The organism is Kitasatospora sp. NPDC089913 (genome assembly GCF_044748625.1).
Classification (GTDB): Bacteria; Actinomycetota; Actinomycetes; order Streptomycetales; family Streptomycetaceae; genus Kitasatospora.
Window position 1 is genome coordinate 107187 of sequence record NZ_JBIVGI010000015.1, and the last position, 22213, is coordinate 129399.

Sequence of the window (22213 nt, forward strand, 5' to 3'; positions counted from 1 at the left end):
GGGGACGGGCGGGGCGGCGTCATACCCCAGCAGCATGCGGGCTCGTCATCCCAGCTCATGGTTACGGAGCCGCGCGCCCACTACGTTGGGCCCGTGCCCACTGTCATCAAGACGGACGGCCTCACCAAGAGGTTCCCCCGGGTGACCGCCCTCGATCAGCTGACCGTTGAGGTCGAGCCCGGGGTGGTCGGCCTGGTGGGAGCGAACGGCGCGGGCAAGTCCACACTCATCAAGATCCTGCTCGGACTCTCGCCGGCGACCTCCGGGACCGGGCGGGTGCTCGGGCTGGACATCGCCACCCAGGGGTCGGAGATCCGCGAGCAGGTCGGCTACATGCCGGAGCACGACTGCCTGCCGCCGGACGTCTCGGCCACCGAGTTCGTGGTCCACATGGCGCGGATGGCCGGGCTGCCGGCCGCCGCCGCCCGGGAGCGGACGGCGGACACGCTGCGGCACGTCGGCCTGTACGAGGAGCGGTACCGTCCGATGGGCGGCTACTCGACCGGTATGAAGCAGCGGGTGAAGCTGGCGCAGGCGCTGGTGCACGACCCGAAGCTGGTGCTGCTGGACGAGCCCACCAACGGTCTGGACCCGGTCGGCCGGGACGACATGCTGGCGCTGATCCGCCGGGTGTACAGCGACTTCGGCATCTCGGTGCTGGTCACCACCCACCTGCTGGGCGAGCTGGAGCGCACCTGCGACCACCTGGTGGTCATCGACGGCGGCAAGCTGCTGCGCTCCTCGTCGACCGCCTCCTTCACCGGCGCGACGGCCACCCTGGCGGTCGAGGTGACGGACCACCCGGAGGACCACGGCCTGGACGCGAGCGCCGCGGTGCGCACGCGGCTGGTGGCGGCGGGCCTGTCGGTGGAGACGGAGGGGACGCGGATCCTGCTGGTCCGGCTGGCGGGCGACGAGACCTACGACGTCATCCGGGACGCGGTCGCGGGGCTCGGGCTCGGTCTGGTCCGGCTGGAGCAGCGGCGGCACCGGGTCGCGGAGCTGTTCACCGGGAGCACGGACACGGGCACGGGCACGGGCACGGACACGGGCACGACGCAGGGCGCCGACGGTGCCGACCGCGCCCGGACGACGGAGAACGAGGGGAGTACCGCAGATGTCGCTTCCTCCTGAGTTCCGGTCGGCCGACGCCGGCGTCATCCACGACATCGGCTACCGCGGCTACACCGGGCCCCGGCTCGGCCGGGGTTACGCCGCCCGCTCGCTGTTCACCCAGAGCCTGCGCGCCGCGTACGGCCTCGGACGGTCCGGCAAGTCCAAGGTGCTGCCGATGCTGGTGCTGGGCGTGGCCACCGTGCCGGCCCTGATCATCGTCGCGGTCGCCGTGGTGACCGGGGTCGACAAGCTGCCGGTGGACTACGCCCAGTACCTGAGCGCGATCGGGCTGGTGGTCTCGATCTTCCTCGCCTCGCAGGCGCCGGTGCTGTTCTCACGGGACCTGCGCCACCACACCGTGCCGCTGTACTTCTCCCGGCCGATCACCCGCACCGACTACGTCCGGGCCAAGTTCGGGGCGATGGCCTGCGCCCAGCTGCTGCTGATGCTCGCGCCGCTGCTGGTGCTCTACATCGGCTCGCTGCTGGTCGGGCTGAAGTTCGGGGACCAGACCGCGCACTTCTTCTACGGTCTGACGGCCGCCGTGCTGTACGCCCTGGTGCCGACCTCGGTCGCCGTGGTGATCGCCGCCACCACACCGCGGCGGGGTTTCGGGGTGGCCGCGATCATGGGCTACCTGGCGGTGAGCACCGCGGTGGTCGGGGTCGTGGTGGGGATGGCCAGCACCACGGTCGGCTTCGACGAGCCGCTGCCGACCTACCCGCAGTGGGTCGTGCTGCTGTCGCCGGACGGGCTGGTGGAGAGCCTGACCAACGAGCTGTTCGACCTCGGCTCCGGTCCGGAGCGGATGCACGCGCCGGGCGGGCTCGGTCTGTTGGTGTTCACCCTGGTCGCCGTCGCGATGGTGGCCGGCTCGTACCGGCTGCTGCTGCGCCGCTACCGGAGCATTTGAGAGAGGGCGTCATGGCCACCATCACCATCGACAAGGTCTCCCGCTGGTTCGGGAACGTGGTCGCCGTCAACGACGTCAGCATGGCGATCGGGCCCGGCATCACGGGCCTGCTCGGTCCGAACGGCGCCGGGAAGTCGACCCTCATCCACATGATGAGCGGTTTCCTGGCACCGTCCACTGGCACGGTCACCCTGGACGGCGCGCCGATCTGGCGCAACCAGGAGGTGTACCGGCAGATCGGCCTGGTCCCCGAGCGGGAGTCGATGTACGACTACCTGACCGGCTGGGAGTTCGTGCTCGCCAACGCCGAGCTGCACGGCCTGCCCCACCCGGGCGCCGCCGCCCGTAAGGCGCTCGCGCTGGTGGAGATGGAGTACGCCCAGGAGCGCCGTACCGGCACCTACTCCAAGGGCATGAAGCAGCGGGTCAAGATGGCCTCGGCGCTGGTCCACGACCCGGCGGTGCTGCTGCTCGACGAGCCGTTCAACGGCATGGACCCGCGCCAGCGGCTCCAGCTGATGGACCTGCTGCGGCGGTTCGGCGAGGACGGCCGGACGGTGCTGTTCTCCTCGCACATCCTGGAGGAGGTCGAACAGCTGGCCCGGCACATCGAGGTGGTGGTGGCCGGCCGGCACGCGGCCTCCGGGGACTTCCGCAGGATCCGCCGGCTGATGACCGACCGCCCGCACCGCTACCTGGTCCGCTCCAGCGACGACCGGAAGCTCGCGTCGGCGCTGATCGCGGACCCGTCCACGGCCGGCATCGAGCTGGACTGGCAGGAGAAGGCACTGCGGATCCAGGCGGTGAACTTCCAGGGCTTCACCACCCTGCTGCCGCAGGTCGCCCAGCGGGCCGGGATCCGGCTGTACACCGTGGCCCCGGCGGACGAGTCGCTGGAGAGCGTGTTCTCCTACCTCGTCTCCGCGTAGTCCCGGCACCGGCCCCGCGAGGGCCATCGACCGCCGACCGGCACCCCTCACCAGGACCAGGAACCCCAGGAAGGCCGACCCACCATGAACCCGACCGTCGCCAGGCTGACGCTGCGCGGCCTGCTCGGCCGCCGCCGCGGCCTGCTGCTGCTGGTGGTCCCCGTCCTGCTGCTGCTCGTCTCGGCGTTCGCCGCCGCGTCCAGCGGCAACCACCACGACCTGGTCGTCGACATCCTCGGCAAGCTCGGTCTGGGGACCCTGCTGCCGATCCTCGGACTGGTCGTCGGCACCGGTGCCATCGCCACCGAGATCGACGACGGCTCGATCGTCTACCTGCTCGCCAAGCCGCTGCCGCGGTGGAAGATCGTCACCACCAAGCTGACCGTGGCGATCGGCATCACCTGGGCCTTCTCGGCGGTGCCGATGCTGCTGTCCGGGCTGCTGATGTACGGCACCAAGGAGGGCCTGGCGCTCGCCTACACGGCCGCCGCGATGGTCGCCGGTGCCGCCTACAGCGCGCTGTTCCTGCTGCTCGGCGTGGTGACCCGGCACGCGGTGGTGGCCGGGCTGGCGTACGCGCTGGTGTGGGAGGCGGTGATCGGCAACTTCGTCGAGGGCGCCCGCAAGCTGAGCATCCAGCAGTGGGGGATGGCGGTGGCCGAGTCGGTGGCGGCCGAGGGCTCGATCACCTCGGTGGTCTCGCTCGGCGCGGCCGTGGTGCTGCTGGTGGTGGTCGCGGTGGCGGCGACCGTGCTCGCCTCGGTGAAGCTGGCCGGGCTCACCCTGGCCTCGGAGGAGTAGGACGCGTCCCGGACCGCGAGGACGGCACGGCCCGCACGACCGGCACGGCCTGTACGAACGGCACGGCCTGTACGAACGACACGGCCCGCACGGCTCACCGAGCCGTGCGGGCCATGCGTGTCAGAGCGTGCGGGCCGTGCCCGTCAGAGCGTGCGGTCGCGCCCGGCGCCCCAGCCCGCGACGGCGACCACGCTGACCAGGACCAGCATCAGCGCCAGCGGCGTGGTCCAGCCGCCGGTCGCCTGGCGCAGCGCCCCGGCCCCGACCGGTCCGGCCGCCGCGACCAGATAGCCGACCGCCTGCGACATCCCGCCCAGCTGGGCGGCGCCGGCGGCGCTGTCGGTCCGCAGCACGATGAAGGCGAGGCCGAGGCCGAGCGAACCGCCCTGGGCGACACCGAGGATGACGGCCGCCACCCAGGCACCGGGCACCGGGGCGATCAGCAGGACGGCGATGCCGACCGCGTTGAGCAGGGCCATCGAGACGGCGAGCGCCCGCTGGTTGGTCATCCGCCCGGCGAGCAGCGGCACCAGGAAGGCGCCGGCCACCTGGACCAGGTTGGAGAAGGCGAAGACCAGGCCGGCCTCGCCGCGGTCCATCCCGTGGTCGGCCAGGATGGTCGGCATCCACGCGACCAGCGTGTAGACCAGCAGCGACGAGATGCCCATGAACAGGCTGATCTGCCAGGCCAGCGGCGAGCGCCAGATCCCCCGGATCGGCCGGACCGGGGCGGCCGGCGCGACGGAGGCACCGGAGGCGGTGACACCGGAGGCGGTGACACCGGAGGCGGTGACACCGGAGGCAGAGGCACCGGAGGCAGAGGCACCGGAGGCGGTGACACCGGAGACACCGGCGCCGTCCCGGGCGGCCCGGGCCCGCAGCACCTGCGGCAGCCAGGCCACCGCCGCGACCAGCGCGAGCAGCGACCAGGCACCGAGCGAGGCCTGCCAGCCGCCGCCGAGCGCGTGCTCCAGCGGCACCGACAGACCGGCCGCCATGGTGGCGCCGACCAGCATGGTGGTCGAGTAGACGCCGGTCATCGCGGCGGCCCGGTCCGGGAACTCGCGCTTGACCAGGCCGGGCATCGAGACGTTCAGCACGGCGATCGCGACCCCGATCACCACGCACCCGGCGTACAGCGCCGCCACCGAGGGCAGCACCCGCAGCAGCACCCCGGCGCCGAGCACCAGCACCGCGCCCAGCACCACCCTCTCGGTGCCGAAGCGCCGGGTCAGCCGGGGGGTGAGCGGCGCGCCGACGCCCTGGAAGAGCACCGGCACGGTGGTGATCAGCCCGCTCGCGGTGGCGGAGAGTCCGAAGGAGCGCTGGATCTCGCCCACCATCGGCGACACCGCCGCCAGGCAGGCGCGCATGTTCAGGGCGACCAGCAGGATGCCGGTCAGCAGCAGCGCGGGGTGCGCGAGCCGGGAGCGGACGGGGAACGGGACGGCGGTGGTGACAACCGGCTGCTGGGCACGGGTGACGGCCATGGGTGGTGCTGCTCTTTCGTGGGATTCGGAGAACGTCCGGGCAGGCGGACGGAACGGAAGGGGGGCCTTCGGCCCGCTCACTTCCGGGCGGCGATGGCGGCGAGGAGCTGCTCGACGGCCGCGGTGGGTTCGGCGAGCAGCTCGCGACAGGCCCGCTCGGCCCGGTCCGGGTCGCCGCTCTCGATCGCGTCGACCAGGGCCGCGTGGGTCGCCACGACCACCTCGGGCATGTCGTGGTCGCCGAACGCCGTCCGCATCGACTCGCGCACCGAGGCGCCGAAGTAGCGGTACACCTCGGTCAGTGCCGGGTTGTGCGCGGCCTCGACGACGGCGGTGTGGAACTCCAGGTCGTGCTCGACGGTGGCCTCGCGGCCGGCCCGCTCGGGGTGCGAGGCGATCACCTCGGCCTCGCGCGCCAGCGCGGCCCGCATCCGGACGATGTCCTCGGGGGTGTGCCGCAGCGCCGCCAGCCGGGCGGCCTCGGCCTCCAGCGCGGCCCGGACCTCCAGGACGTCCCGCACGCCGGAGCGCTGCACCCCGCGCAGTACGGCGGCCGGGTCGCTGGTGGAGCGGACGAAGGTGCCCTCGCCCTGCCGGGAGACCAGCATCCCCGCGTGCACCAGCACCCGGATTGCCTCGCGGACGGTGTTCCGTCCGATCCCGAGGCGTTCGGCGAGCTCGTGCTCGGTCGGGATCCGCGAACCGACCGGCCAGACGCCGCTGCTCAGCTGCTCCCGCAGCTGGTCGATCGCGGTGTCCACCAGGGAGCGCCGCCCGGCGGTCTGCAGCGTGTCGTTGCCGCTGTGCGCGCTGGTCATGGCGGGCTCCTCCCGGTGACTCGAGGCTCGGTCGTCGGTCATCCTACAACTGCTTGCCCGGTCATCCTACAACTGGGGGTGAACAGCCCGGGAACCGTCCGGGGCGGCCTGGCGTTCCTCCGGACGACCGGCGCTCCGGACCGCCCCGGAAGGATCCGGAAGGACGGGCCCGGTCCACACCCCCTGATGCGAGGAGAACGTCCGCATGGTGTTCAAGAAGCTGCTCGGTGCCCTGGGCGTCGGCGGTCCCGGTGTCGACACCGTCCTGAGCACGCCGGTCGTGCGGCCCGGCGGGACGATGGCCGGCACGGTCGAGCTGACCGGGGGGACGGTGGAGGCGGACATCCGGGGGATCACGCTGACCCTGGTCGCCCGGGTGGAGATCGAGCACGAGGACGGTGAGAGCACCGGCCTGTACCCGTTCGCCCGGTTCTCGGTCACCGCGCCGCTGAAGCTGGCGCCGGGCGAGAACCGCTCGATCCCGTTCGCGGTCCAGGTGCCGTGGGAGACCCCGGTCACCACCGTCGCCGGGCAGCGCCTGCACGGCATGCAGCTCGGTGTGCGCACCGAGGTCGACATCGCGGGCGCGCTCGACAAGGGCGACTCGGACCCGCTGGAGGTCGAGCCGCTGCCGGTGCAGCACCGGATCCTGGAGACGCTGCTCCAGCTGGGCTTCCGGTTCCGCGCGGCGGACCTGGAGGCCGGGCACATCCGCGGCACCGGGCAGACCCTGCCGTTCTACCAGGAGATCGAGTACTCGGCGGCGCCGCAGTACGCGCACTCCTGCAACTCGCTGGAGGTCAGCTTCGTGACCACCCCGGACAAGGTCGAGGTGGTCCTGGAGGCCGACCGCCGGGGCGGCCTGTTCGGCGGCGGCGGGGACGTGATCCGCACCCATGTGGTCGGCCACGGCCAGGCGGACGAGGATCTCACCGCGCTGGTCGACGGCTGGATCCGCGCCGCGCTCTGAGGCCTTACGGCCCCGGCCCCGGGCGGGACCGGCTCGGGGCGGGCCCGTTCCCCTGCGGGCGCGGCCCCGGCTCCGGGACCGGTCAGCCGTAGGAGACGTTGCTGCAGATGTCGTCGTCGCCCGACCTGGCCTCGCTGACCACCTCGGTGGGCAGCGGGGCCGGGCTCCCCGCCGGGCCGGTGGCGGTCGGCGAGGGGGTGCCGCCCGCCGCGTAGTCCCGGCCGAGCCGCAGGCTGATCCCCGCCGCCTGCCCCGGAGCCACCGCGGCGCCCGGGAACAGCGCGGCGACCTTCTCCGCGGCGGCCCGCTGCCCGGTGCCGTACTCGACCGTGGTGGTCGCCCGCGCGGTGCCGCGGCTGGACGTCCCGGCGACGGTGACCCGCGCCGCACGCAGGGTCTCGGCGGCCCGGGCGGCCAGGCCGGCGGCGTTGGTGGCGTTGTAGACGGTCACCCGGATCGGTGTGCCGTCGGCGCCGACCGCCGGGGAGGGATCGGCGCTCGGCGTGGGGGTGGGCACCGGCTCGGCCGTCGGCTCGCCCGCGGCCTCCTGCCGGCCGGTGGCGTCCTGGCCGTCGATGGTCCGGTCGGCCTGCAGGGTCCGCCACAGGGTGTCGACCGCCGGGTGCACCAGATCGATCCGGGCGCCCGAGTAACGCCAGGGCGTGGTGAGGAACTTGACCTCGTGCAGGTCGATGCCCTTCAGCGTCAGCGCGAAGTCCACCAGCTTGGCGGCCGAGTCGAGGCCGGGGTCGACGGTCATCGAACGGGTCGCGGCGTCGGCCAGCGGCAGCAGCGTGCCGGGGCTCAGGCCCTTGCTCTTGATCTTCGCCAGCAGGGAGGCCAGGAAGGCCTGCTGACGCTTCATCCGGCCGACGTCCGAGTCGTCGCCGATGCCGTGCCGCAGTCGCACGTAGTCCAGGGCCTGCTGGCCGGAGACCCGCTGGCGGCCCTTGGCGAGCACCACCTTGCCCTTGCGGCCCAGATTGGGGTTGATGTTCCCCTCGTGGATGTCGTTCGGCAGGCAGACGTCGACCCCGCCGACGGCCCCGGTCATCGCGGCGAAGCCCTCGAAGTTGACCTCGATCGTGTGGTCCACCCGGATGCCGGTGAGCCGCTCCACGGTGTTGAGTGTGCAGGCCGGGTTCCCGGTCTCGGAATTGCCCACCGAGAAAGCCGAGTTGAACATCTGTCCGGGCTGCTCCCGGGTCCACTTGCCGTTCGGCAGCTTGCACCGGGGCACGGTCACCAGGGCGTCGCGCGGGATCGAGATGCCGACCGCGTGCCGGTGGTCCGCGTACACGTGCAGCAGGATCGTGGTGTCCGAACGGGCGCCGGTCTCGTCGCCGCCGCCCAGGTCGCTGTTCTTCCCGGCGCGTGAATCGGAGCCGATCAGCAGCAGGTTGACGGGCCGGTGGCCGTGCGCGTCGGCGGCCGATTCGGGCGGGCGGTCGGGGGAGATGGCATCCGCGTCGAAGGACCGGAGATTGCCGTTCAGCTTGTAGTACACCGCGCCGCCGGCGCCGGCCAGCACCACCAGCACCCCGGCCACGGACCAGGCGATCAGCCGCCGGGCGCCGCTCCGGCCGTTCCGTCCGGAGCTCCGGGCGGTCCGCTGCCCGCTCCCGCCGCTCCCGCCCCGGGCGTCGGGGCGGGGCTCCCTGGGGGTCTCCCGGCGTCCGGCCCGGGCGGCCGTCCGACTGCTCTCGGTGGTGCCGCCGCGACCGGGGCGGACCGGGACGACGCGGTCGCGGGCGGCCCTGCGGGCCTCGGCCCGGCCGCCGGGGCGCGGCGCCGGGAACCGTCCGGGGCCGTCCTCGGTCCGGACCGCGTCGTCGGTCCGGACGCCGCCGTCGGCGCGCCCCGCCGGATCCGGCGGGCTCCCGTCCCACTGGACTGACATGGCGCGCACCTCTCAGTGACCGAAGCGGGCAACCCTGGGAGCATACAAACTCTTCCGCCGCCGCCCGGCCGCCGAACCCGGCCGCACCCCCGCCGACCCGGGCGTTCGCCGCAGCGCTCCGCCGCACGGTCACTCCAACGGCTGAACCGGCGGGCGGCGCGGGCGGGTTCACTCCGGCGTGCGGCGGACGTGCCGCGACCCCGGTGCGGTTGCGGCACCGGGGTCGCGGGGAGTCCGGGTCGGGCCGGACCGGTCGGGCGGAGCGCCTGGGTTCGGCGGAGCGCCGTGGGCGGCGGGCCCGGATCGGAGAGGTCGGGGTCGGAGGGCCGGGTCGCAGGGCCGGGGATCAGAGCGCCGGGATCAGAGCGCCGGGAAGAGGCGCTCCAGCACGGCGGCGACGCCGTCCTCGTCATTGCTCAGGGTGACCTCGTCGGCCACCGCGAGCAGCTCCCGGTGCGCGTTGGCCATCGCCACACCGTGCCGGGCCCAGCCGAACATCGGCACGTCGTTGGGCATGTCGCCGAAGGCGACGGTGTCGGCCGCCGTCACCCCGAGCCGACGGGCGGCGACCGCCAGCCCGGTGGCCTTGGAGAGGCCGAGCGGCAGCAGTTCGACCACACCGGCGCCGGCCATCACCACGCCGACCAGGTCGCCGGCCGCGTTGCGGGCGGCCTCGGCGAGCGCGTCGTCGTCGAGTTCGCGGTGCTGTATGTACAGCTTGCTGATCGGCGAGGCGAGCAGCTCGGACGGCGGGACCTCGACGACCGGCAGCTCGGAGCCGATCTGCAGCCGGTAGCCGGGGCCGGCCAGCACGTCGCCGTCCAGGCCGTCCTGGTTGGCGGCGATCGCCAGCGGGCCGACCTCGGCCTCGATCTTCTCGATCGCGAGCGCGGCCACCCGGCGGTCCAGGGTGAGCGAGGTGAGCAGCTTGTGCGCACCGGCGTCGTAGACCTGGGCGCCCTGGCCGCAGACCGCTATGCCGCGGTAGCCGATCTCGTCGAAGACCGGGCGGGCCCAGGTGGCCGAGCGGCCGGTGACGATGATGTGCAGCGCCCCGGCCGCGGTGGCCGTGGCCAGTGCGGCGCGGGTGCGTGCGGTGACGGTCTCGGCGCTGTTCAGCAGCGTGCCGTCGAGGTCGGTGGCGACCAGCTTGAAGGGCAGGCCGCCACCGTCCGAGGGGGAGACGGGGCTGGGGCTGGTGGTGCTCATGGGCCGTGCGTCTCCCGGGAGTTGCTTCTTCACTGCGGACCGGCGGGGCCGGTGCTACTTGACCGGCTCCAGCACGGTGCGACCGCCGAGGTAGGGGCGGAGCGCCTCGGGGACCACGACCGAGCCGTCGGGCTGCTGGTGGTTCTCCAGGATCGCCACGATGGTGCGCGGGACGGCGACCAGGGTGCCGTTCAGCGTGGCCAGCGGGCGGGTCTTGCCGTCCTCGCGCATCCGGATGGAGAGGCGGCGGGCCTGGTACTCGGTGGTGTTCGAGGTCGAGGTGACCTCGCGGTACTTGCCCTGGGTGGGGACCCAGGCCTCGATGTCGAACTTGCGCGCGGCCGAGGCGCCGAGGTCGCCGGAGGCGACGTCGATGACCCGGTAGGGCAGTTCGAGCGCGTTGAGGAAGTCCTTCTCCCACTGGAGCAGGCGGCGGTGCTCGTTCTCGGCGTCCTCGGGGGTGGTGAAGACAAACATCTCCACCTTCTCGAACTGGTGGACGCGGATGATGCCGCGGGTGTCCTTGCCGTAGGTGCCGGCCTCGCGGCGGAAGCAGGACGAGTAACCGGCGTAGCGCAGCGGCAGCTTGTCGGCGTCGAGGATCTCGTCCATGTGGTACGCCGCGAGCGGGACCTCGCTGGTGCCGACGAGGTAGCGCTCGTCGTCCTCCAGGTAGTACACGTTCTCGGCGGCCTGGCCGAGGAAGCCGGTGCCGTCCATGGCGGCGGCGCGGACCAGGGCCGGGGTGATCATCGGCACGAAGCCGGCGGCGGTGGCCTGGGCGATCGCCATGTTGACCAGGGCGAGCTCCAGCAGCGCGCCGACACCGGTCAGGTAGTAGGACCGGGCACCGGCGACCTTGGCGCCGCGCTCGGTGTCGATCGCGCCCAGCAGCTGGCCCAGCTCGACGTGGTCGCGGGGCTCGAAGCCCTCGGCGGCGAAGTCGCGCGGGGTGCCGATCTCCTCCAGCGTGACGAAGTCCTCCTCGCCGCCGACCGGGGCGGCCGGGTCGATGAGGTTCGCCAGCGAGCGGAGCAGGCGCTCGGCCTCGTTCTTGGCCTCGCCCTGTTCGGCGTCGGCGGCCTTGACCTCGGCGGCCAGCTCCTTGGTGCGCTGGAGCAGGGCGGCCTTCTCCTCCCCCTGGGCCTTGGCGACGAGCTTGCCGAGCGACCTCTGCTCGGCGCGGAGTTCGTCGAAGCGCGTGCCCGAGGACCGGCGGCGTTCGTCGGCGGAGAGGAGGGCGTCGACCAGGTCGACGTCCTCGCCACGGACGCGCTGCGAGGCGCGCACTCGGTCAGGGTCCTCACGGAGCAGGCGAAGGTCAATCACGCGCCCAAGCCTACCGGGCGGGGGCCCGTCCACCGGTACCGGTTTTCCCCTGGGGATAACTCCCCCCAGCCTGTGGATAACTCTTGTGGGAAACCGTCCGCGACCCGGTTATCCACAGGCTCGGGGCCGGGGCTGTGGATCGTCGGTCGGTGCCGGTGGACTGCGGAACCAACCAGGGAATTCAGGTTTGAAACCTTATTTGACCTTCCCGAGTGAGGGAATTGAAGCACTCGGACGGGTGATTTGCCGACACCCGGGTGACTCTGGTCCGATTAGTCATCTCTGCGACGCAAACCGATGATCCGACCGATGTGTGCAGTGGCTATACCGGTTTGTCGACTCGTCCCCAAGCCTGTGGATAACTCGGACCTGTGGACAGTGGATGCCCCTGTGGACAAGCCGGGGGCCGGGGCGGCCGCCCTGTGGACGACCGCCCGGCGGTGCAGAAAACGGTTCGAAAAGGACATGTGGACGGCGAATGTCGCCCGGATGTCCTCGAATCCTCGCGCCGCTGTCAGACGTCCCCGCGCCCGTCGAGGCAACGGGAGAGCCAGTCCGCGGCCGCGCCGAAATCGGCGTCCGAGGTGCCGGGCCGCTGGTGCCCGGACACCTGCCGGTCGGCGCGCGGATAGGAGCCGAGGAACCGCACCTGCGGGCAGATCCGCTTGAGGCCCATCAGCGCCTCGCCGACCCGGCGGTCGCTGAGGTGGCCCTCGCAGTCGATCAGGAAGCAGTAGTTGCCGAGCCCCTCCCCGGTCGGGCGGGACTCGATCCGCATCAGGTTGACCCCGCGCACCGCGAACTCCTGGAGCAGCTCCAGCAGGGCGCCCGGGTGGTCGTCCGGCAGCCAGGCCACCATCGAGGTCTTGTCCGCCCCGGTCGGCGAGGACACCCGCCCCGGTCGGCCCACCAGGACGAACCGGGTGGTCGCGCTCTGCACGTCCACGATGTCCTTGACCAGCGGGTCCAGCCCGTAGATCGGGGCCGCGAACTCGCCCGCGAACGCGCCGTCGTACCGGCCCTCGGCGACCAGCCGGGCGCCGTCGGCGTTCGAGGCGGCCGACTCCCAGTGCGCGTCCGGGAGGTTGGCGGTGAGCCAGCGGCGGACCTGGGCCTGCGCCACCGGGTGGCTGGTGACGGTCTTGACGTCCGCCAGCCCGGTGCCCGGCCGCACCAGCAGCGCGAAGGTGATCGGGAGCAGCACCTCGCGGTAGATCATCAGCGGGACGCCGGAGGCGAGTTCGTCGTTGGTGGCCGTGACGGCGCCCTCGACCGAGTTCTCGATCGGCACGAACGCGCCCGAGGCCTCGCCGCCCCGCACCGCGTCCAGCACCAGCTGCACCGAGGACATCGGCACCAGCTCCCGGGTCGCCGCCTCCGGCAGGGTGCGCAGGGCCGCCTCGGTAAAGGTCCCGGCCGGCCCGAGGTACGTGTAGCGGGTGGCCGACATGACGCCTCCAAGGGGAACGGGACCGACGGGAGTTCGGCGGACCGCCGAAAGAAGCTACCTTAGCCACTCCCGGCGCCGCCCACGATCGCGTTCCGCTCCGTGGGAGGACCGCGGACGATCCGTGGACGGCGGACCGGACCACCCGTGGCCGGTGGACCGTCCGGCCCGCCGTGCACCGGCCGTCCGGGCGGGCCGGGGCCGGTCGGGGCCGGGCAGGTCAGTCGAACAGGGACTGCCCGACGTACCCGTCCGGCGACACCCCCGGCGGGACGGCGTACAGCCCGCTCGCCTCGTGCCGCAGGAAGCGGGACAGCCCGTCGCCCCGGGCCAGCTTGCGCTGCACCGGGGTGAACCCCTTGCGCGGGTCGGACTGGAAGGCCAGGAAGAGCAGCCCGGCGTCCGGCGACCCGTCGGCCAGCAGCCCGTCGTGGTACGAGAACCCGCGCCGCAGCATGGCCGCCCCGCCGTTGGCGGCCGGCGCCGCGACCCGGATGTGCGCGTCCGCGGGCACGGCCAGCGACCCGTCCGCCGCCTGCGCGGCGAGGTCCACCGGCGTGCGCTCGCCCGCGTCGGCGGCCGCCCCGAGCGGTGCGCCGTCCGACTTGCGCCGTCCGATCACCCGCTCCTGGCGCTCCACCGGCAGCGCCTCCCAGTTGTCCAGCAGCATCCGGATCCGGCGGAACACCAGGAACGAGCCGCCCGCCAGCCAGGCCGGCTGATCGCCCCCGGCGGCGACGAACACCTTGGCCGCGAAGCCGTCCTCGTCCGGCCGGGGGTTGTTGGTCCCGTCGACCTGGCCCATCAGATTGCGTCCGGTCATGGGGCTGCGGGTGGCACCGGGCGTCCGGGCGAAGCCGGACATCTGCCAGCGCAGTGCGGCGGTGCCGGCCGCCTGGCGCTGGAGCACCCGCAGCGCGTGCACCGCGACCAGCGCGTCGTCGGCGCCGATCTGCACGAACAGGTCGCCGTCGCCGCGGGCCGGGTCCAGCGCGTCGGCCGGGAAGGCGGGCAGCGGCTCCAGCCCGGCCGGGCGCCGGTCGGCCAGCCCGGTCCGGTCGAACAGCGAGGCACCGAAGCCGAAGGTGACGGTGAGCGAACAGGGACCGGCGTCCAGGGCGATCTGGTTCTCGAACTCGTCGGCCGGCTCGCCCGCCGCCATCCGGGCGGCGGTGCGCGACCAGCGCCGGAGCAGTGCCCGCACGCCGTCCCGGCCGACCCCGCCGGACAGGTCGAAGGCGGCCAGCTGGACCCGGGCCTGCTGGGGTTCGAGGATCCCGGCCTGGTGCTCGCCGTGGAATCCCACCGCGGCGAGCCCCAGACCGGGGCCCGTTCCGGTCGCCCGCGCTGCCGGGCTCCGGTCGCGCCGTTCCACGGCCAGGGCCGTCGCGACCCCGGCCCCGACCCCGACCACCAGGCCGGCCCCGGCGGTGCCCAGCAGGGTCCGCCGGGTCGGACCGGGGGCGCGGCCGGCGTCGGTGTCCCCGGCGGTGCTGTCGCTGTTGCTGTCGGGGCTGGTGCTGGTGCTGGTTTCCATGGGGACGGTCCGCCCTATCCGATCTTCAGCTGCTTGATCTCCGTGGTCTGGTCGATGTCGGAGGATCTGATCACCACCGACACCACCCAGTTCCCGGCGAGCGGCAGCTGAGCCGTCCCGGTCCAGCGTCCGGTGCCCTCGGCGGTGAGCGGGACGGTGAGCGGGCCGAGGTCGCGGTCCGGCAGGGTGAAGGCGAGCTCGACCTCGGGCACCTCGACCGGCGAGCCGTCCGCGCCGTCCAGCTTCAGGTGGACCTCGTTCGAGCCGGTGCCGGCCGGGTTGAGGGTGACGGTCGCGGTGCCCTTGGCGTTCGGCGTCCGGCCCTTGGTGTCGTACGGGAGCTTGAGCTCCACGGTCCGGCCGGGCACCGTCTGCGGGGCGGGCGCCCCGCCGGTCGTGCCGGCCGAGGTGCCGCCGGACGTCGTGTCGGCGCCGTTCGCCGCGGCGGCCGCGACCTCGCCCGCCACCCGTCCGGGCGGGGAGTTGGTGAGCAGGGTGGTGACCACCAGGACGGCCACCGCGACCACCGCCTCGACCAGTACCGAGCGGCGCAGCCCGGCCCGGGTCGGGGTGAGCCCCCGGTCCCGGTCGGCGGTCGCCCGGGCCGCCCGCTGACGGGCCAGCTGGGCCCGGCGGACCGGGTCCGCGCTGTCCGCGCCCGCGCCCGCATCGGAGGCGGCGTCCGGGGCGGGGTCGGGGACGCGGGCCGTGGCGGAAGCGGGGACCGCGACCGGCTCCGGCGCGACCTCGGCCGCCTCCTCCGGGGTGGCGCGCAGCCGGGCGAGCCAGGTGCGGGACATCCAGGCGACGCCGAGCATGGCGATCACACAGCCGGTCTTCACCAGCAGCAGCCGCCCGTAGTCGGTACCGGTCAGCGCGCCCCAGCTGCCGAGGCCGCGCCAGGACTGGTAGACGCCGGTGCCGGCCAGCACCAGGACGGCGCCGAACGCGATCTTCGAGAAGCGGTCCGCGACCTCCGCGCCGATCCCCTCGCGCAGCCCGACCAGCATCGCGGCCAGGCCGCCCAGCCAGAGCGCCATGGCCACCAGGTGGAGCATGCCGAGCGGCAGTGCCAGCCAGACCTGGATGCCCACCGAGGCGTGGTCCGCGCCGACCCAGGTCGCCGAGAGCGCGACGGCCAGCACCAGTCCGGCCACCCCGAGGCCGAGCCGGGCCTCGCGCTGCGGGCGTTCGGCGGCGCGCCGCTCCAGCTCGCGCAGCTCGGCCTCCTCCGGATCGCCGTCCGAGCCGGCGGTACCGGAGCCGGAGCCAGTGGAAGGGCCGTTCGCGGCGGCCTTCGCCCGGCCGCCCTGCGGCAGCCCGAGCTGACCGACCAGCAGGGAGAGGAACACCCCGCTCGCCGCGAGCAGCAGCAGCCGGGCCGCCAGAGCGGTGCCGATCCGCTCGTCCAGCGTGGTCCGGATCAGCGACAGGTCGAAGGCCTTGCCGACCCCCGAACCCCGCTCGTACGGTCCGCGCAGCATCAGCACCGCGACGGTGGACACCAGCAGCGCCACCCACCCGGTCATCAGCAGTCGCTGCACCGGACGCCGGGACGCCCCGGCCGGCCAGCAGAGCAGCACGAAGCCGGCCGCGCCGACGAGCAGCGCGAACGCCGCGTAGGCGACCGTCCGGCCGGTGCCGTAGAGCGCGGCGACCAGGCCGTCGGCCTCGGCGTTCTGCAGGGCGGTGGTGGAGACGGTGGTGGCCGAGGGCGCGCCGATCGAGAAGGTGAAGGCGCCGCCGATCGGGTGCGAGTCCTCCGAGACGGCCCGCCAGGCGACCGTGTAGGTGCCGTTGGCGAGTCCGGGGCCCAGCCCGACCCGGGCGGTGTTGTCCTTGCCGTCGGCGTGCGCGGGGCTGCCCGAGTCGACCGCCCGGCCGGCCGGGTCGAGCACCCGCACCGAGTCCGAGGAGAGCGAGACGGCCTCGCTGAAGGTCAGTGTGACGGCCTGCGGCGCGGCGGGCAGAACGGAGTTCTGCGCCGGGTCGGTGGACTGCAGGGCGGCGTGCGCGGAGGCCGGTCCGGCGCCGCCGAGCAGCAGCGCGAGCACCGCGCCGAGCACACCGAGCAACCCGGCGGTCCGCCGTGCCGACAGCCGTGCCGTCGCTGCCCGTGCCGTTGTCGTCCGTACTGCCGTCGTCCGTACCGTCGTCGCCGCCCCTGCCGTCGCCGGCCGTGCCTTCGGCGTCCGTCCCATCAGCATCCTGCGATCCCTTACTGCTGGCCGGGCCGGTAGGTGAGCTCCTTGACCGGCACCTTCACCGAGATGGTGCCGGTGCGGGTGAAGGTCAGGTCGAGTTCGAGTTCGTCACCCAGGACCGGGGCCTTCTGCCACCCCATGATCATCAGATGGGTGCCGCCCCGGGCGAGCTGCAGCGCGCCGTGCGCGGGGACGTCGAGCTTCTCGACCTGCTCCATGGTGCTCGCGGTGGAGCGGTGCATGGTGACCGAGGAGGCGCCGGGGCTGGAGACCTTCACCAGCTCGTCGCCCTCGCCGCCCTCGTTGCGCACCGTCAGGTAGCCGGCCGCCATGCCACCGGCCGGCGGCATCGGGATGTAGGGGTCGGCGACGCTGAGTCGGGCCGCTCCGCCGCCGGCCGCGGCACCTCCGCCGTTCTGGCCGCCGCTCCCGCAGGCGACCAGGAAGGCGCCGCCGCCCAGTGCCGTCGCCAGCACCGCCCCTGCCAGCGCCGTCCGGCGGAAGCCGAGGGCGCCCTTCATGCGGCGACCCCCTTGGCGAGCAGCGGCAGGTCGTGCTCGAAGGTCTTCACCTCGGTGCCGCTCAGGTAGAGCACGTGCGCCTTGTCGTCCGAGGGCAGGAAGGCCAGCACCTGGGCGCCGTGGGTGGAGGTGACGGTCCCGTCGGCGTTGGTCACCGGGTCCTCGATCAGGATGCCGAGCGCCTTGGCGGCCGCCTTCACCTTGCCCAGGTCCCCGGTCAGGCCTATGAAGTCGCTGCCCATCGAGTCCAGCCAGGCGCGCAGCACCTGCGGGGTGTCGCGCTGGGGATCGGTGGAGACGAACACGACGTCGACCTTCTGCCGCTCCTCCGGGGTGAGCTTCTTCATCGCCACGCCGATGTCGCCCATGGTGGTCGGGCAGACGTCCGGGCAGCTGGTGTAGCCGAAGAACAGCAGCGTGGTCCGGCCACCGGTCTTCTGCCGCAGGTCGTAGGGCTGGCCGGAGGTGTCGGTCAGCTGGAGGTCGGGCTTGTCGAAGTGCTTGCCGAGCACGGTGCCCTCGTAGGGCGAGTCGCTCTTCTGCTGGACGACCTTGGCGGGGCCGGCGGTGTCGGAGCCGGACGAGCCGCAGGCCGTCAGCGCGAGCGCGGCGGCGAGGGCGACGGCGGTGGCCCCGGCCAGGCGGGCGGTGCGGGGGGTACGGGCGGAGCGGAGCATGGGAGGGTCCGATCGTGTGCGGTGGATCACCGGCGGGGCCGCGCCCGGGACGCGGGCGCGGCCGCGACGGGTGCCGGGCGCGGCCCCGCCGGTGCTGGGATCAGGAGGCCGAGCCGCCGTTGCGGCGGCGCAGGCCGAGGACGCCGACGGCGGTGCCGATCACACCGACCACGATGCCGACCACGCCGAGCACGCGGGCGGTGGAGTCGCTCGCCTTGTCGTCGGAGGCGGCGTCGTTCTTGGCCGCGTCGCCGTGCCCGGTGCCGTGGCCGTCGGCGGCGGCCGACGGGGTGGCGGAGGCGGTCACGCCGTGGCCGTCGGCCGAGGTGGCCTTGGTCAGCTTCAGCACCGGGGCGGGCTTGGCCGGCTCGGGCTGGCCGTCCTTGGCCTCGTCGATCCAGCGGACGACGTCGCCGTTGTCGTAGGTCTGCAGGGCCTTGAAGACCATCGCGTCGGCGTCGGTCGGCAGCGGGCCGAGCGAGACCCGGAACTCCTGGAACTGGCCGGGGGCGATCTTCACGCCGGCGTCGGCGGTCCAGGTGATCTTGGAGACGGCCTCGTTGACGTCGTTGCCGTGGACCTTGATCGGCTTGTCCAGCTTGGCCTTCTCGACGGTGGAGGTCCAGCCCGGCAGCGGCTGGGTGCGGACCGAGGCGAGCGGGTGGTCCAGCGGGAGGTTGACCTCCAGCTTGACGGTGCCGGCGGCGTCGTTCTCGTTCGGGACCCGGAAGTCGACGGCGGTGTAGCCGCCCTGCTCGGCGCTGCCCGGGTTCACGGTGACGTGGGCGAAGGCGGGACCGGCGAGGGCCACCACCGAGGCGGCGGCGGCGAGGGCGACGGCGGCGGTACGACGGGCGGGAAGGGAACGCATGGGGTTCGTGTCTCCGTTCGGAGGCTCGGCAGGCCCGCTCCCGGGCACGGAGGGGTCCGTGCCTCGGCGGGGCCGCGCGGCGGGGGAAGAAGTGGGGGGAGGCCGCAGGACCGCACGGATCGGGCGGGGACGGCACGGCGCCGCGTACTCCCGACCGCCGCCGGACCGGTACCGGTGGGGGACACCGGGGACACGGGGCGGGTCAGTACGCGAGGAGCCCGAGGGGCGGCCCGCGCCGCACCACGCTGTGCCGCAGCACGGCACCGGCCGGCAGCGGGTCGTCCGCGCCGCGGCCACCGGACCGGCGGGCCGGTCCACCGGGCAGACCGAGCAGGCCGCGCAGCAGCACCGCGGCCAGCGCGCACGCCGTCCGCAGCGGCTCGGCCGCCCGGGTCCGCGCGGCCGAGGCGGTGATCCGCACCAGCCGCCAGAGCGCCGCCTCGCCGCGCCGCAGCCACCAGCCGGCCAGCAGCGCCGCGCCGAGGTGGGCCGCCAGCATCGCCGGCGTCATCCCGAGCACGCCGCCCTGCCACCAGGGCGCGGCCGCGTACGCCTGCGGGTCCAGACCCGCGCCGGCCACCACCTGCTCGGCGGTGGGACTCCCGGGCAGACCGATCAGGGTGCCCGGGCGGGCCTCGTTGCAGACCAGCCGGCTGGCGACCTGCGGCAGCGTCAGCGGGCCGGAGCCGAGTGCGCCGCCGTGGTGGTGCCCGCCGGCCGCCGCCGGGCCGCCGTAGGAGTGGAAGAGGAGGTGCAGCCCGAACTGGCCCGCGCCCAGCGCCCCGGCGATCGCGCCGAGCGAGCGCTCCCGGCCGCCGAGGGCGGTGGCGAGCACCAGCACGGCGGCGAACCCGGCCGCGAGCGTGGGCGGGGCGACCTCGCCGCCGGCCGCGAACGCGTGCCCGGCGGCCGCGATCAGCGTGCACACCAGGGCGAACGGAACCGCCCGGGCAAGCCGCAGGTCCCAGGCGGCGGCCCCCACCGGCGCGTCCGGTGCGGGGGCGCCCGGGTGCGGGGCGGCGGCTGGGGCATTCATGGCCGGGACATCATCTCATCGCGCACACCCACCGGATCGGCAGGGTGGGAAATCCCTACGAATGCCCCGTTCGGCCCCGCGCACGGCCCCCGGTGTGCGCTGCTCGGCACATGCCTGTCCCCCCGTCCATCCGCCGAACGGGCGGTAGTGGGGCCTCGGCACGGTTCACCTCCGCACCGCCCGGAGATACCTCGTTATATGTGGAGCCGCAGCCAGGAGGGACCTCCCGTGGACATCTGGTGGACTCTGCACCTCAAGCGCGACCCGGCCAGCGTGCCGCTCGCGCGCCGCATACTGCTCGGCGCGATGGCGACCGCGGGCGTCGACCCGCAGATCGCCCACGATCTCGGCGTCGCCCTCAGCGAGGCGTGCGCCAACGCGGTCGAGCACGGCGCGTGCGGGCGGCCCGACGACGGCTACCAGGTCACCGCGTCGATCAGCGGCGACCTGCTGCGGATCGAGGTGACCGACTCGGGCCCCGGCCTGCCCGGGCCCGACCGCCCGGCCCGCCGTCCGGCCCCCGCCGCCGTCCCGGTGGCCCCGCCCGCCCGGCCGGCGGGCCGGGCGCAGCCCCGCCGCCGCGCCCGGCGCGGCCGCGCCACCGTCCCCGGGCCGCTGCTCACCACCCACCGCCCACGGCGCGACGGCCGCCCGTACGACACCCACGTCCTCCCGGCCGCCGCCGACCCGGTGCCCGTCTTCCGGCCGGTGGACCTGGACGCGCTGCCCGACCTCACCGCCGAGTCCGGCCGGGGCCTGTTCCTCATCCACGCCCTCACCGACCACGTCCAGCTCCGCAACCATCCGCTGCGGGGGGCGATCGTCAGCTTCGACAAGATCCTCAAGTGGCAGGACGGGGCGCTGCTGCGCGCCGCCTCGTAGGGCCCGCCCCCCGGAATCCGACCGGGGAGACCGGCCGGGGAGACCGGGCCGCCGGGGCGTGTCCGCAGCAGCGCGCCGTCCTGGGGGCCGTGCCGTCACCCGGCCCGGTAGGCCCGGAGGAACGCCGCGACGCCGGTGCCGATCAGGCGGTCGGTCTCCTCCTGCGGCAGCGGCAGGACCCCGTAGTGCGACTGCTGCACGATCGCGTGCGAGATCAGGGCCGTGAAGTGGCCGGCCGTCGTGGCCGAGTCCCCGTGCACGTCGATCAGCCCGGCGTCGGCGAGGGCGGTCATCGCCTCCGCGAGGGCCTCCCCGGCCGGCCTCGGGCCCGCCTCCCGCCACGCGGCCAGCAGCTCCGGCGGCACGTGGTCGGCCTCGGCGTGGATGTGCCGGACGAGGGCGAAGTGGTCCGGGAAGTCGGTCATCATGCCGACGAGGGCGCGGGCGAGGGCGACGAGATCCCGTTCGAGGTCCTCCGGGCGGGGCGGACGGGCGGGGTCCACCAGGGCGCGGATCCGGGCGATCTGGGCGTCCCTCACCACGCCGGAGGTCCAGGTGACGACGGTGCGGAAGAGCTCCGCCTTCCCACCGGGGAAGTGGTTGTACAGGGTGCGCGTCGAGACGTCGGCGGCCGTCGCCAGCGCGTCGACCGAGGCGCGCGTGTAGCCCTCGCGTCCGAAGACCGAGCAGGCCGCGCTCGCCATGGCCCGCTGCTTCGCCAGTTTCCGCGGCGAGACCTCTTCGGGCGCCGTGCCCGTTCCGGTCCGGTTGTCGCTCCCCATGTCCGCCTCCTCATCGATTACAACGGGCGTTGTAATTTCTGCAACGCTCGTTGTAGTTTACCGGAGGGAGGCCGCACGGGGCGGCCGAACCGCCTCGGGAGGGGATCTCGTCATGCCTGCCACCACCACGGTCCTGGACACGACCACGGGCCTGGACACCGCCGTCGACGCCGCCACCGACGCCGGGGGCGCTCCGCTGCGCGTCGCCGTCATCGTCGGCAGCGTCCGCGAGGGCCGCCAGGGCCGTGCCGTCGCCGACTGGTTCCTCGCCGCCGCCGGGAGCACCGCCGGCCTGGACCTGGACGTCATCGACCTCGTCGACGTCCCCCTGCCGCTCGCCATGCCCGGCTGGGGCGGCACCTCGACCCCGGAGGCCGCCGCCGCCCTCGCGGACGTGACGCCCCGCCTGGCCGCCGCCGACGCCTTCGTCGTCGTCACCCCCGAGTACAACCACAGCTTCCCGGCGGCCCTGAAGAACCTCATCGACTGGCACTACACCCAGTGGCAGGCCAAGCCGGTCGGCTTCGTCTCCTACGGCGGCCTCGGCGGCGGACTGCGCGCGGTCGAGCAACTACGGCTGGTCTTCGCCGAGTTGCACGCCGTCACGGTCCGGGACTCGGTCAGCCTGCACGGCCCCTGGTCCGGCCTCGCCGAGGACGGCGCCCCGCGCGACGCCGCCGTCAGCGAGGGCGCCGCCAAGGGCATGCTCGGCCAGCTCGACTGGTGGGGCCGGACCCTGCGCTCCGCCCGCACCACCCGCCCCTACCAGGGCTGAGGGGGA

Annotated in this window: 20 protein-coding genes; 7 read left to right on the top strand and 13 right to left on the bottom strand. The window is 74.1% G+C overall.

What is annotated here, in order from left to right:
* Positions 1–57: 57 nt before the first annotated feature.
* The 4 genes from ACIPYS_RS23020 (at position 58) to ACIPYS_RS23035 (ending at position 3759) form a co-directional block, all read left to right on the top strand.
* Positions 58–1134, top strand: coding sequence for an ABC transporter ATP-binding protein (locus tag ACIPYS_RS23020; protein WP_400748881.1), 1077 nt, complete (start codon positions 58–60; stop codon positions 1132–1134).
* On the top strand, positions 1118–2029 hold the full coding sequence (locus tag ACIPYS_RS23025) for an ABC-2 transporter permease (protein ID WP_093861289.1): 912 nt from the start codon (positions 1118–1120) through the stop codon (positions 2027–2029). The genes ACIPYS_RS23020 and ACIPYS_RS23025 overlap by 17 nt, the downstream gene beginning before the upstream one ends.
* 11 nt (positions 2030–2040) lie before the next feature.
* The gene (locus ACIPYS_RS23030) at positions 2041–2958 is read left to right on the top strand and encodes an ABC transporter ATP-binding protein (protein ID WP_093861290.1); all 918 of its coding nucleotides are present in this window, start codon (positions 2041–2043) and stop codon (positions 2956–2958) included.
* 84 nt (positions 2959–3042) lie between these two features.
* The gene (locus tag ACIPYS_RS23035) at positions 3043–3759 is read left to right on the top strand and encodes an ABC transporter permease (RefSeq protein ID WP_400748886.1); all 717 of its coding nucleotides are present in this window, start codon (positions 3043–3045) and stop codon (positions 3757–3759) included.
* Between the two features lie 143 nt (positions 3760–3902).
* Here ACIPYS_RS23035 and ACIPYS_RS23040 read toward each other — a convergent pair whose 3' ends face one another.
* Both ACIPYS_RS23040 and ACIPYS_RS23045 read right to left on the bottom strand, forming a co-directional pair.
* Entirely contained in the window at positions 3903–5249 is a 1347-nt protein-coding gene (locus tag ACIPYS_RS23040) for a CynX/NimT family MFS transporter (RefSeq protein ID WP_400748889.1), read from the bottom strand.
* Between the two features lie 77 nt (positions 5250–5326).
* Entirely contained in the window at positions 5327–6067 is a 741-nt protein-coding gene (locus ACIPYS_RS23045; protein WP_093861293.1) for a FadR/GntR family transcriptional regulator, read from the bottom strand.
* A gap of 205 nt (positions 6068–6272) precedes the next feature.
* Between ACIPYS_RS23045 and ACIPYS_RS23050 the strand changes: the two genes are divergently transcribed.
* Complete coding sequence (locus ACIPYS_RS23050) at positions 6273–7037, top strand: sporulation protein (protein ID WP_093861294.1); 765 nt, start codon at positions 6273–6275, stop codon at positions 7035–7037.
* 82 nt (positions 7038–7119) lie between these two features.
* Here ACIPYS_RS23050 and ACIPYS_RS23055 read toward each other — a convergent pair whose 3' ends face one another.
* The 10 genes from ACIPYS_RS23055 to ACIPYS_RS23100 all read right to left on the bottom strand — a co-directional run bounded on the left by ACIPYS_RS23055 (position 7120) and on the right by ACIPYS_RS23100 (position 19768).
* A complete protein-coding gene (locus tag ACIPYS_RS23055) occupies positions 7120–8937 on the bottom strand; it encodes an LCP family protein (RefSeq protein ID WP_400748894.1) in 1818 nt (605 codons plus the stop codon).
* A gap of 360 nt (positions 8938–9297) precedes the next feature.
* Positions 9298–10146 carry an HAD family hydrolase gene (locus ACIPYS_RS23060; protein ID WP_400748897.1) on the bottom strand — a complete coding sequence of 283 codons (849 nt, stop codon included), beginning with the start codon at positions 10144–10146 and terminating at the stop codon, positions 9298–9300.
* A 54-nt stretch (positions 10147–10200) separates the two neighbouring features.
* Positions 10201–11475, bottom strand: a complete 1275-nt coding sequence (serS, locus tag ACIPYS_RS23065; protein ID WP_400748901.1) for a serine--tRNA ligase — start codon at positions 11473–11475, stop codon at positions 10201–10203.
* 514 nt (positions 11476–11989) lie between these two features.
* Positions 11990–12925 carry a prephenate dehydratase gene (gene pheA, locus ACIPYS_RS23070; RefSeq protein WP_093861298.1) on the bottom strand — a complete coding sequence of 312 codons (936 nt, stop codon included), beginning with the start codon at positions 12923–12925 and terminating at the stop codon, positions 11990–11992.
* 217 nt (positions 12926–13142) lie between these two features.
* On the bottom strand, positions 13143–14459 hold the full coding sequence (efeB, locus tag ACIPYS_RS23075; RefSeq protein ID WP_400748905.1) for an iron uptake transporter deferrochelatase/peroxidase subunit: 1317 nt from the start codon (positions 14457–14459) through the stop codon (positions 13143–13145).
* Positions 14460–14473: 14 nt separating this feature from the next.
* The gene (locus ACIPYS_RS23080; RefSeq protein WP_400749075.1) at positions 14474–16525 is read right to left on the bottom strand and encodes a FixH family protein; all 2052 of its coding nucleotides are present in this window, start codon (positions 16523–16525) and stop codon (positions 14474–14476) included.
* Positions 16526–16677: 152 nt separating this feature from the next.
* Positions 16678–17184, bottom strand: coding sequence for a copper chaperone PCu(A)C (locus tag ACIPYS_RS23085; RefSeq protein ID WP_093861300.1), 507 nt, complete (start codon positions 17182–17184; stop codon positions 16678–16680).
* Positions 17181–17861 (bottom strand): SCO family protein, encoded by a 681-nt coding sequence (locus ACIPYS_RS23090; protein WP_093861301.1) that lies wholly within the window; start codon positions 17859–17861, stop codon positions 17181–17183. The genes ACIPYS_RS23085 and ACIPYS_RS23090 overlap by 4 nt, the downstream gene beginning before the upstream one ends.
* Positions 17862–17961: 100 nt before the next feature.
* The gene (locus tag ACIPYS_RS23095; RefSeq protein WP_093861302.1) at positions 17962–18732 is read right to left on the bottom strand and encodes a YcnI family protein; all 771 of its coding nucleotides are present in this window, start codon (positions 18730–18732) and stop codon (positions 17962–17964) included.
* 202 nt (positions 18733–18934) lie between these two features.
* Positions 18935–19768, bottom strand: a complete 834-nt coding sequence (locus ACIPYS_RS23100) for a hypothetical protein (protein WP_400748910.1) — start codon at positions 19766–19768, stop codon at positions 18935–18937.
* A 228-nt stretch (positions 19769–19996) separates the two neighbouring features.
* Between ACIPYS_RS23100 and ACIPYS_RS23105 the strand changes: the two genes are divergently transcribed.
* Positions 19997–20650 carry an ATP-binding protein gene (locus ACIPYS_RS23105; protein WP_093861304.1) on the top strand — a complete coding sequence of 218 codons (654 nt, stop codon included), beginning with the start codon at positions 19997–19999 and terminating at the stop codon, positions 20648–20650.
* A gap of 95 nt (positions 20651–20745) precedes the next feature.
* Here the strand turns inward: ACIPYS_RS23105 and ACIPYS_RS23110 are convergent, their stop codons facing one another.
* Positions 20746–21432: a TetR/AcrR family transcriptional regulator gene (locus ACIPYS_RS23110; protein WP_400748913.1), complete on the bottom strand. Its 687-nt coding sequence runs from the start codon at positions 21430–21432 to the stop codon at positions 20746–20748.
* Positions 21433–21544: 112 nt separating this feature from the next.
* Between ACIPYS_RS23110 and ACIPYS_RS23115 the strand changes: the two genes are divergently transcribed.
* Complete coding sequence (locus ACIPYS_RS23115; RefSeq protein WP_400748916.1) at positions 21545–22207, top strand: NADPH-dependent FMN reductase; 663 nt, start codon at positions 21545–21547, stop codon at positions 22205–22207.
* Positions 22208–22213 lie beyond the last annotated feature (6 nt).

Bases quoted from the DNA above. Each gene is read 5' to 3' on its own strand.
- pheA (WP_093861298.1), bottom strand. From the start codon at position 12,925: ATGTCGGCCACCCGCTACACGTACCTCGGGCCGGCCGGGACCTTTACC.
- ACIPYS_RS23115 (WP_400748916.1), top strand. From the start codon at position 21,545: ATGCCTGCCACCACCACGGTCCTGGACACGACCACGGGCCTGGACACC.
- ACIPYS_RS23095 (WP_093861302.1), bottom strand. From the start codon at position 18,732: ATGCGTTCCCTTCCCGCCCGTCGTACCGCCGCCGTCGCCCTCGCCGCC.
- ACIPYS_RS23050 (WP_093861294.1), top strand. From the start codon at position 6,273: ATGGTGTTCAAGAAGCTGCTCGGTGCCCTGGGCGTCGGCGGTCCCGGT.
- ACIPYS_RS23020 (WP_400748881.1), top strand. From the start codon at position 58: ATGGTTACGGAGCCGCGCGCCCACTACGTTGGGCCCGTGCCCACTGTC.
- ACIPYS_RS23060 (WP_400748897.1), bottom strand. From the start codon at position 10,146: ATGAGCACCACCAGCCCCAGCCCCGTCTCCCCCTCGGACGGTGGCGGC.
- ACIPYS_RS23030 (WP_093861290.1), top strand. From the start codon at position 2,041: ATGGCCACCATCACCATCGACAAGGTCTCCCGCTGGTTCGGGAACGTG.
- ACIPYS_RS23090 (WP_093861301.1), bottom strand. From the start codon at position 17,861: ATGCTCCGCTCCGCCCGTACCCCCCGCACCGCCCGCCTGGCCGGGGCC.
- ACIPYS_RS23040 (WP_400748889.1), bottom strand. From the start codon at position 5,249: ATGGCCGTCACCCGTGCCCAGCAGCCGGTTGTCACCACCGCCGTCCCG.
- ACIPYS_RS23100 (WP_400748910.1), bottom strand. From the start codon at position 19,768: ATGAATGCCCCAGCCGCCGCCCCGCACCCGGGCGCCCCCGCACCGGAC.
- ACIPYS_RS23025 (WP_093861289.1), top strand. From the start codon at position 1,118: ATGTCGCTTCCTCCTGAGTTCCGGTCGGCCGACGCCGGCGTCATCCAC.
- ACIPYS_RS23085 (WP_093861300.1), bottom strand. From the start codon at position 17,184: ATGAAGGGCGCCCTCGGCTTCCGCCGGACGGCGCTGGCAGGGGCGGTG.
- ACIPYS_RS23045 (WP_093861293.1), bottom strand. From the start codon at position 6,067: ATGACCAGCGCGCACAGCGGCAACGACACGCTGCAGACCGCCGGGCGG.
- ACIPYS_RS23035 (WP_400748886.1), top strand. From the start codon at position 3,043: ATGAACCCGACCGTCGCCAGGCTGACGCTGCGCGGCCTGCTCGGCCGC.
- ACIPYS_RS23110 (WP_400748913.1), bottom strand. From the start codon at position 21,432: ATGGGGAGCGACAACCGGACCGGAACGGGCACGGCGCCCGAAGAGGTC.
- ACIPYS_RS23055 (WP_400748894.1), bottom strand. From the start codon at position 8,937: ATGTCAGTCCAGTGGGACGGGAGCCCGCCGGATCCGGCGGGGCGCGCC.
- efeB (WP_400748905.1), bottom strand. From the start codon at position 14,459: ATGGAAACCAGCACCAGCACCAGCCCCGACAGCAACAGCGACAGCACC.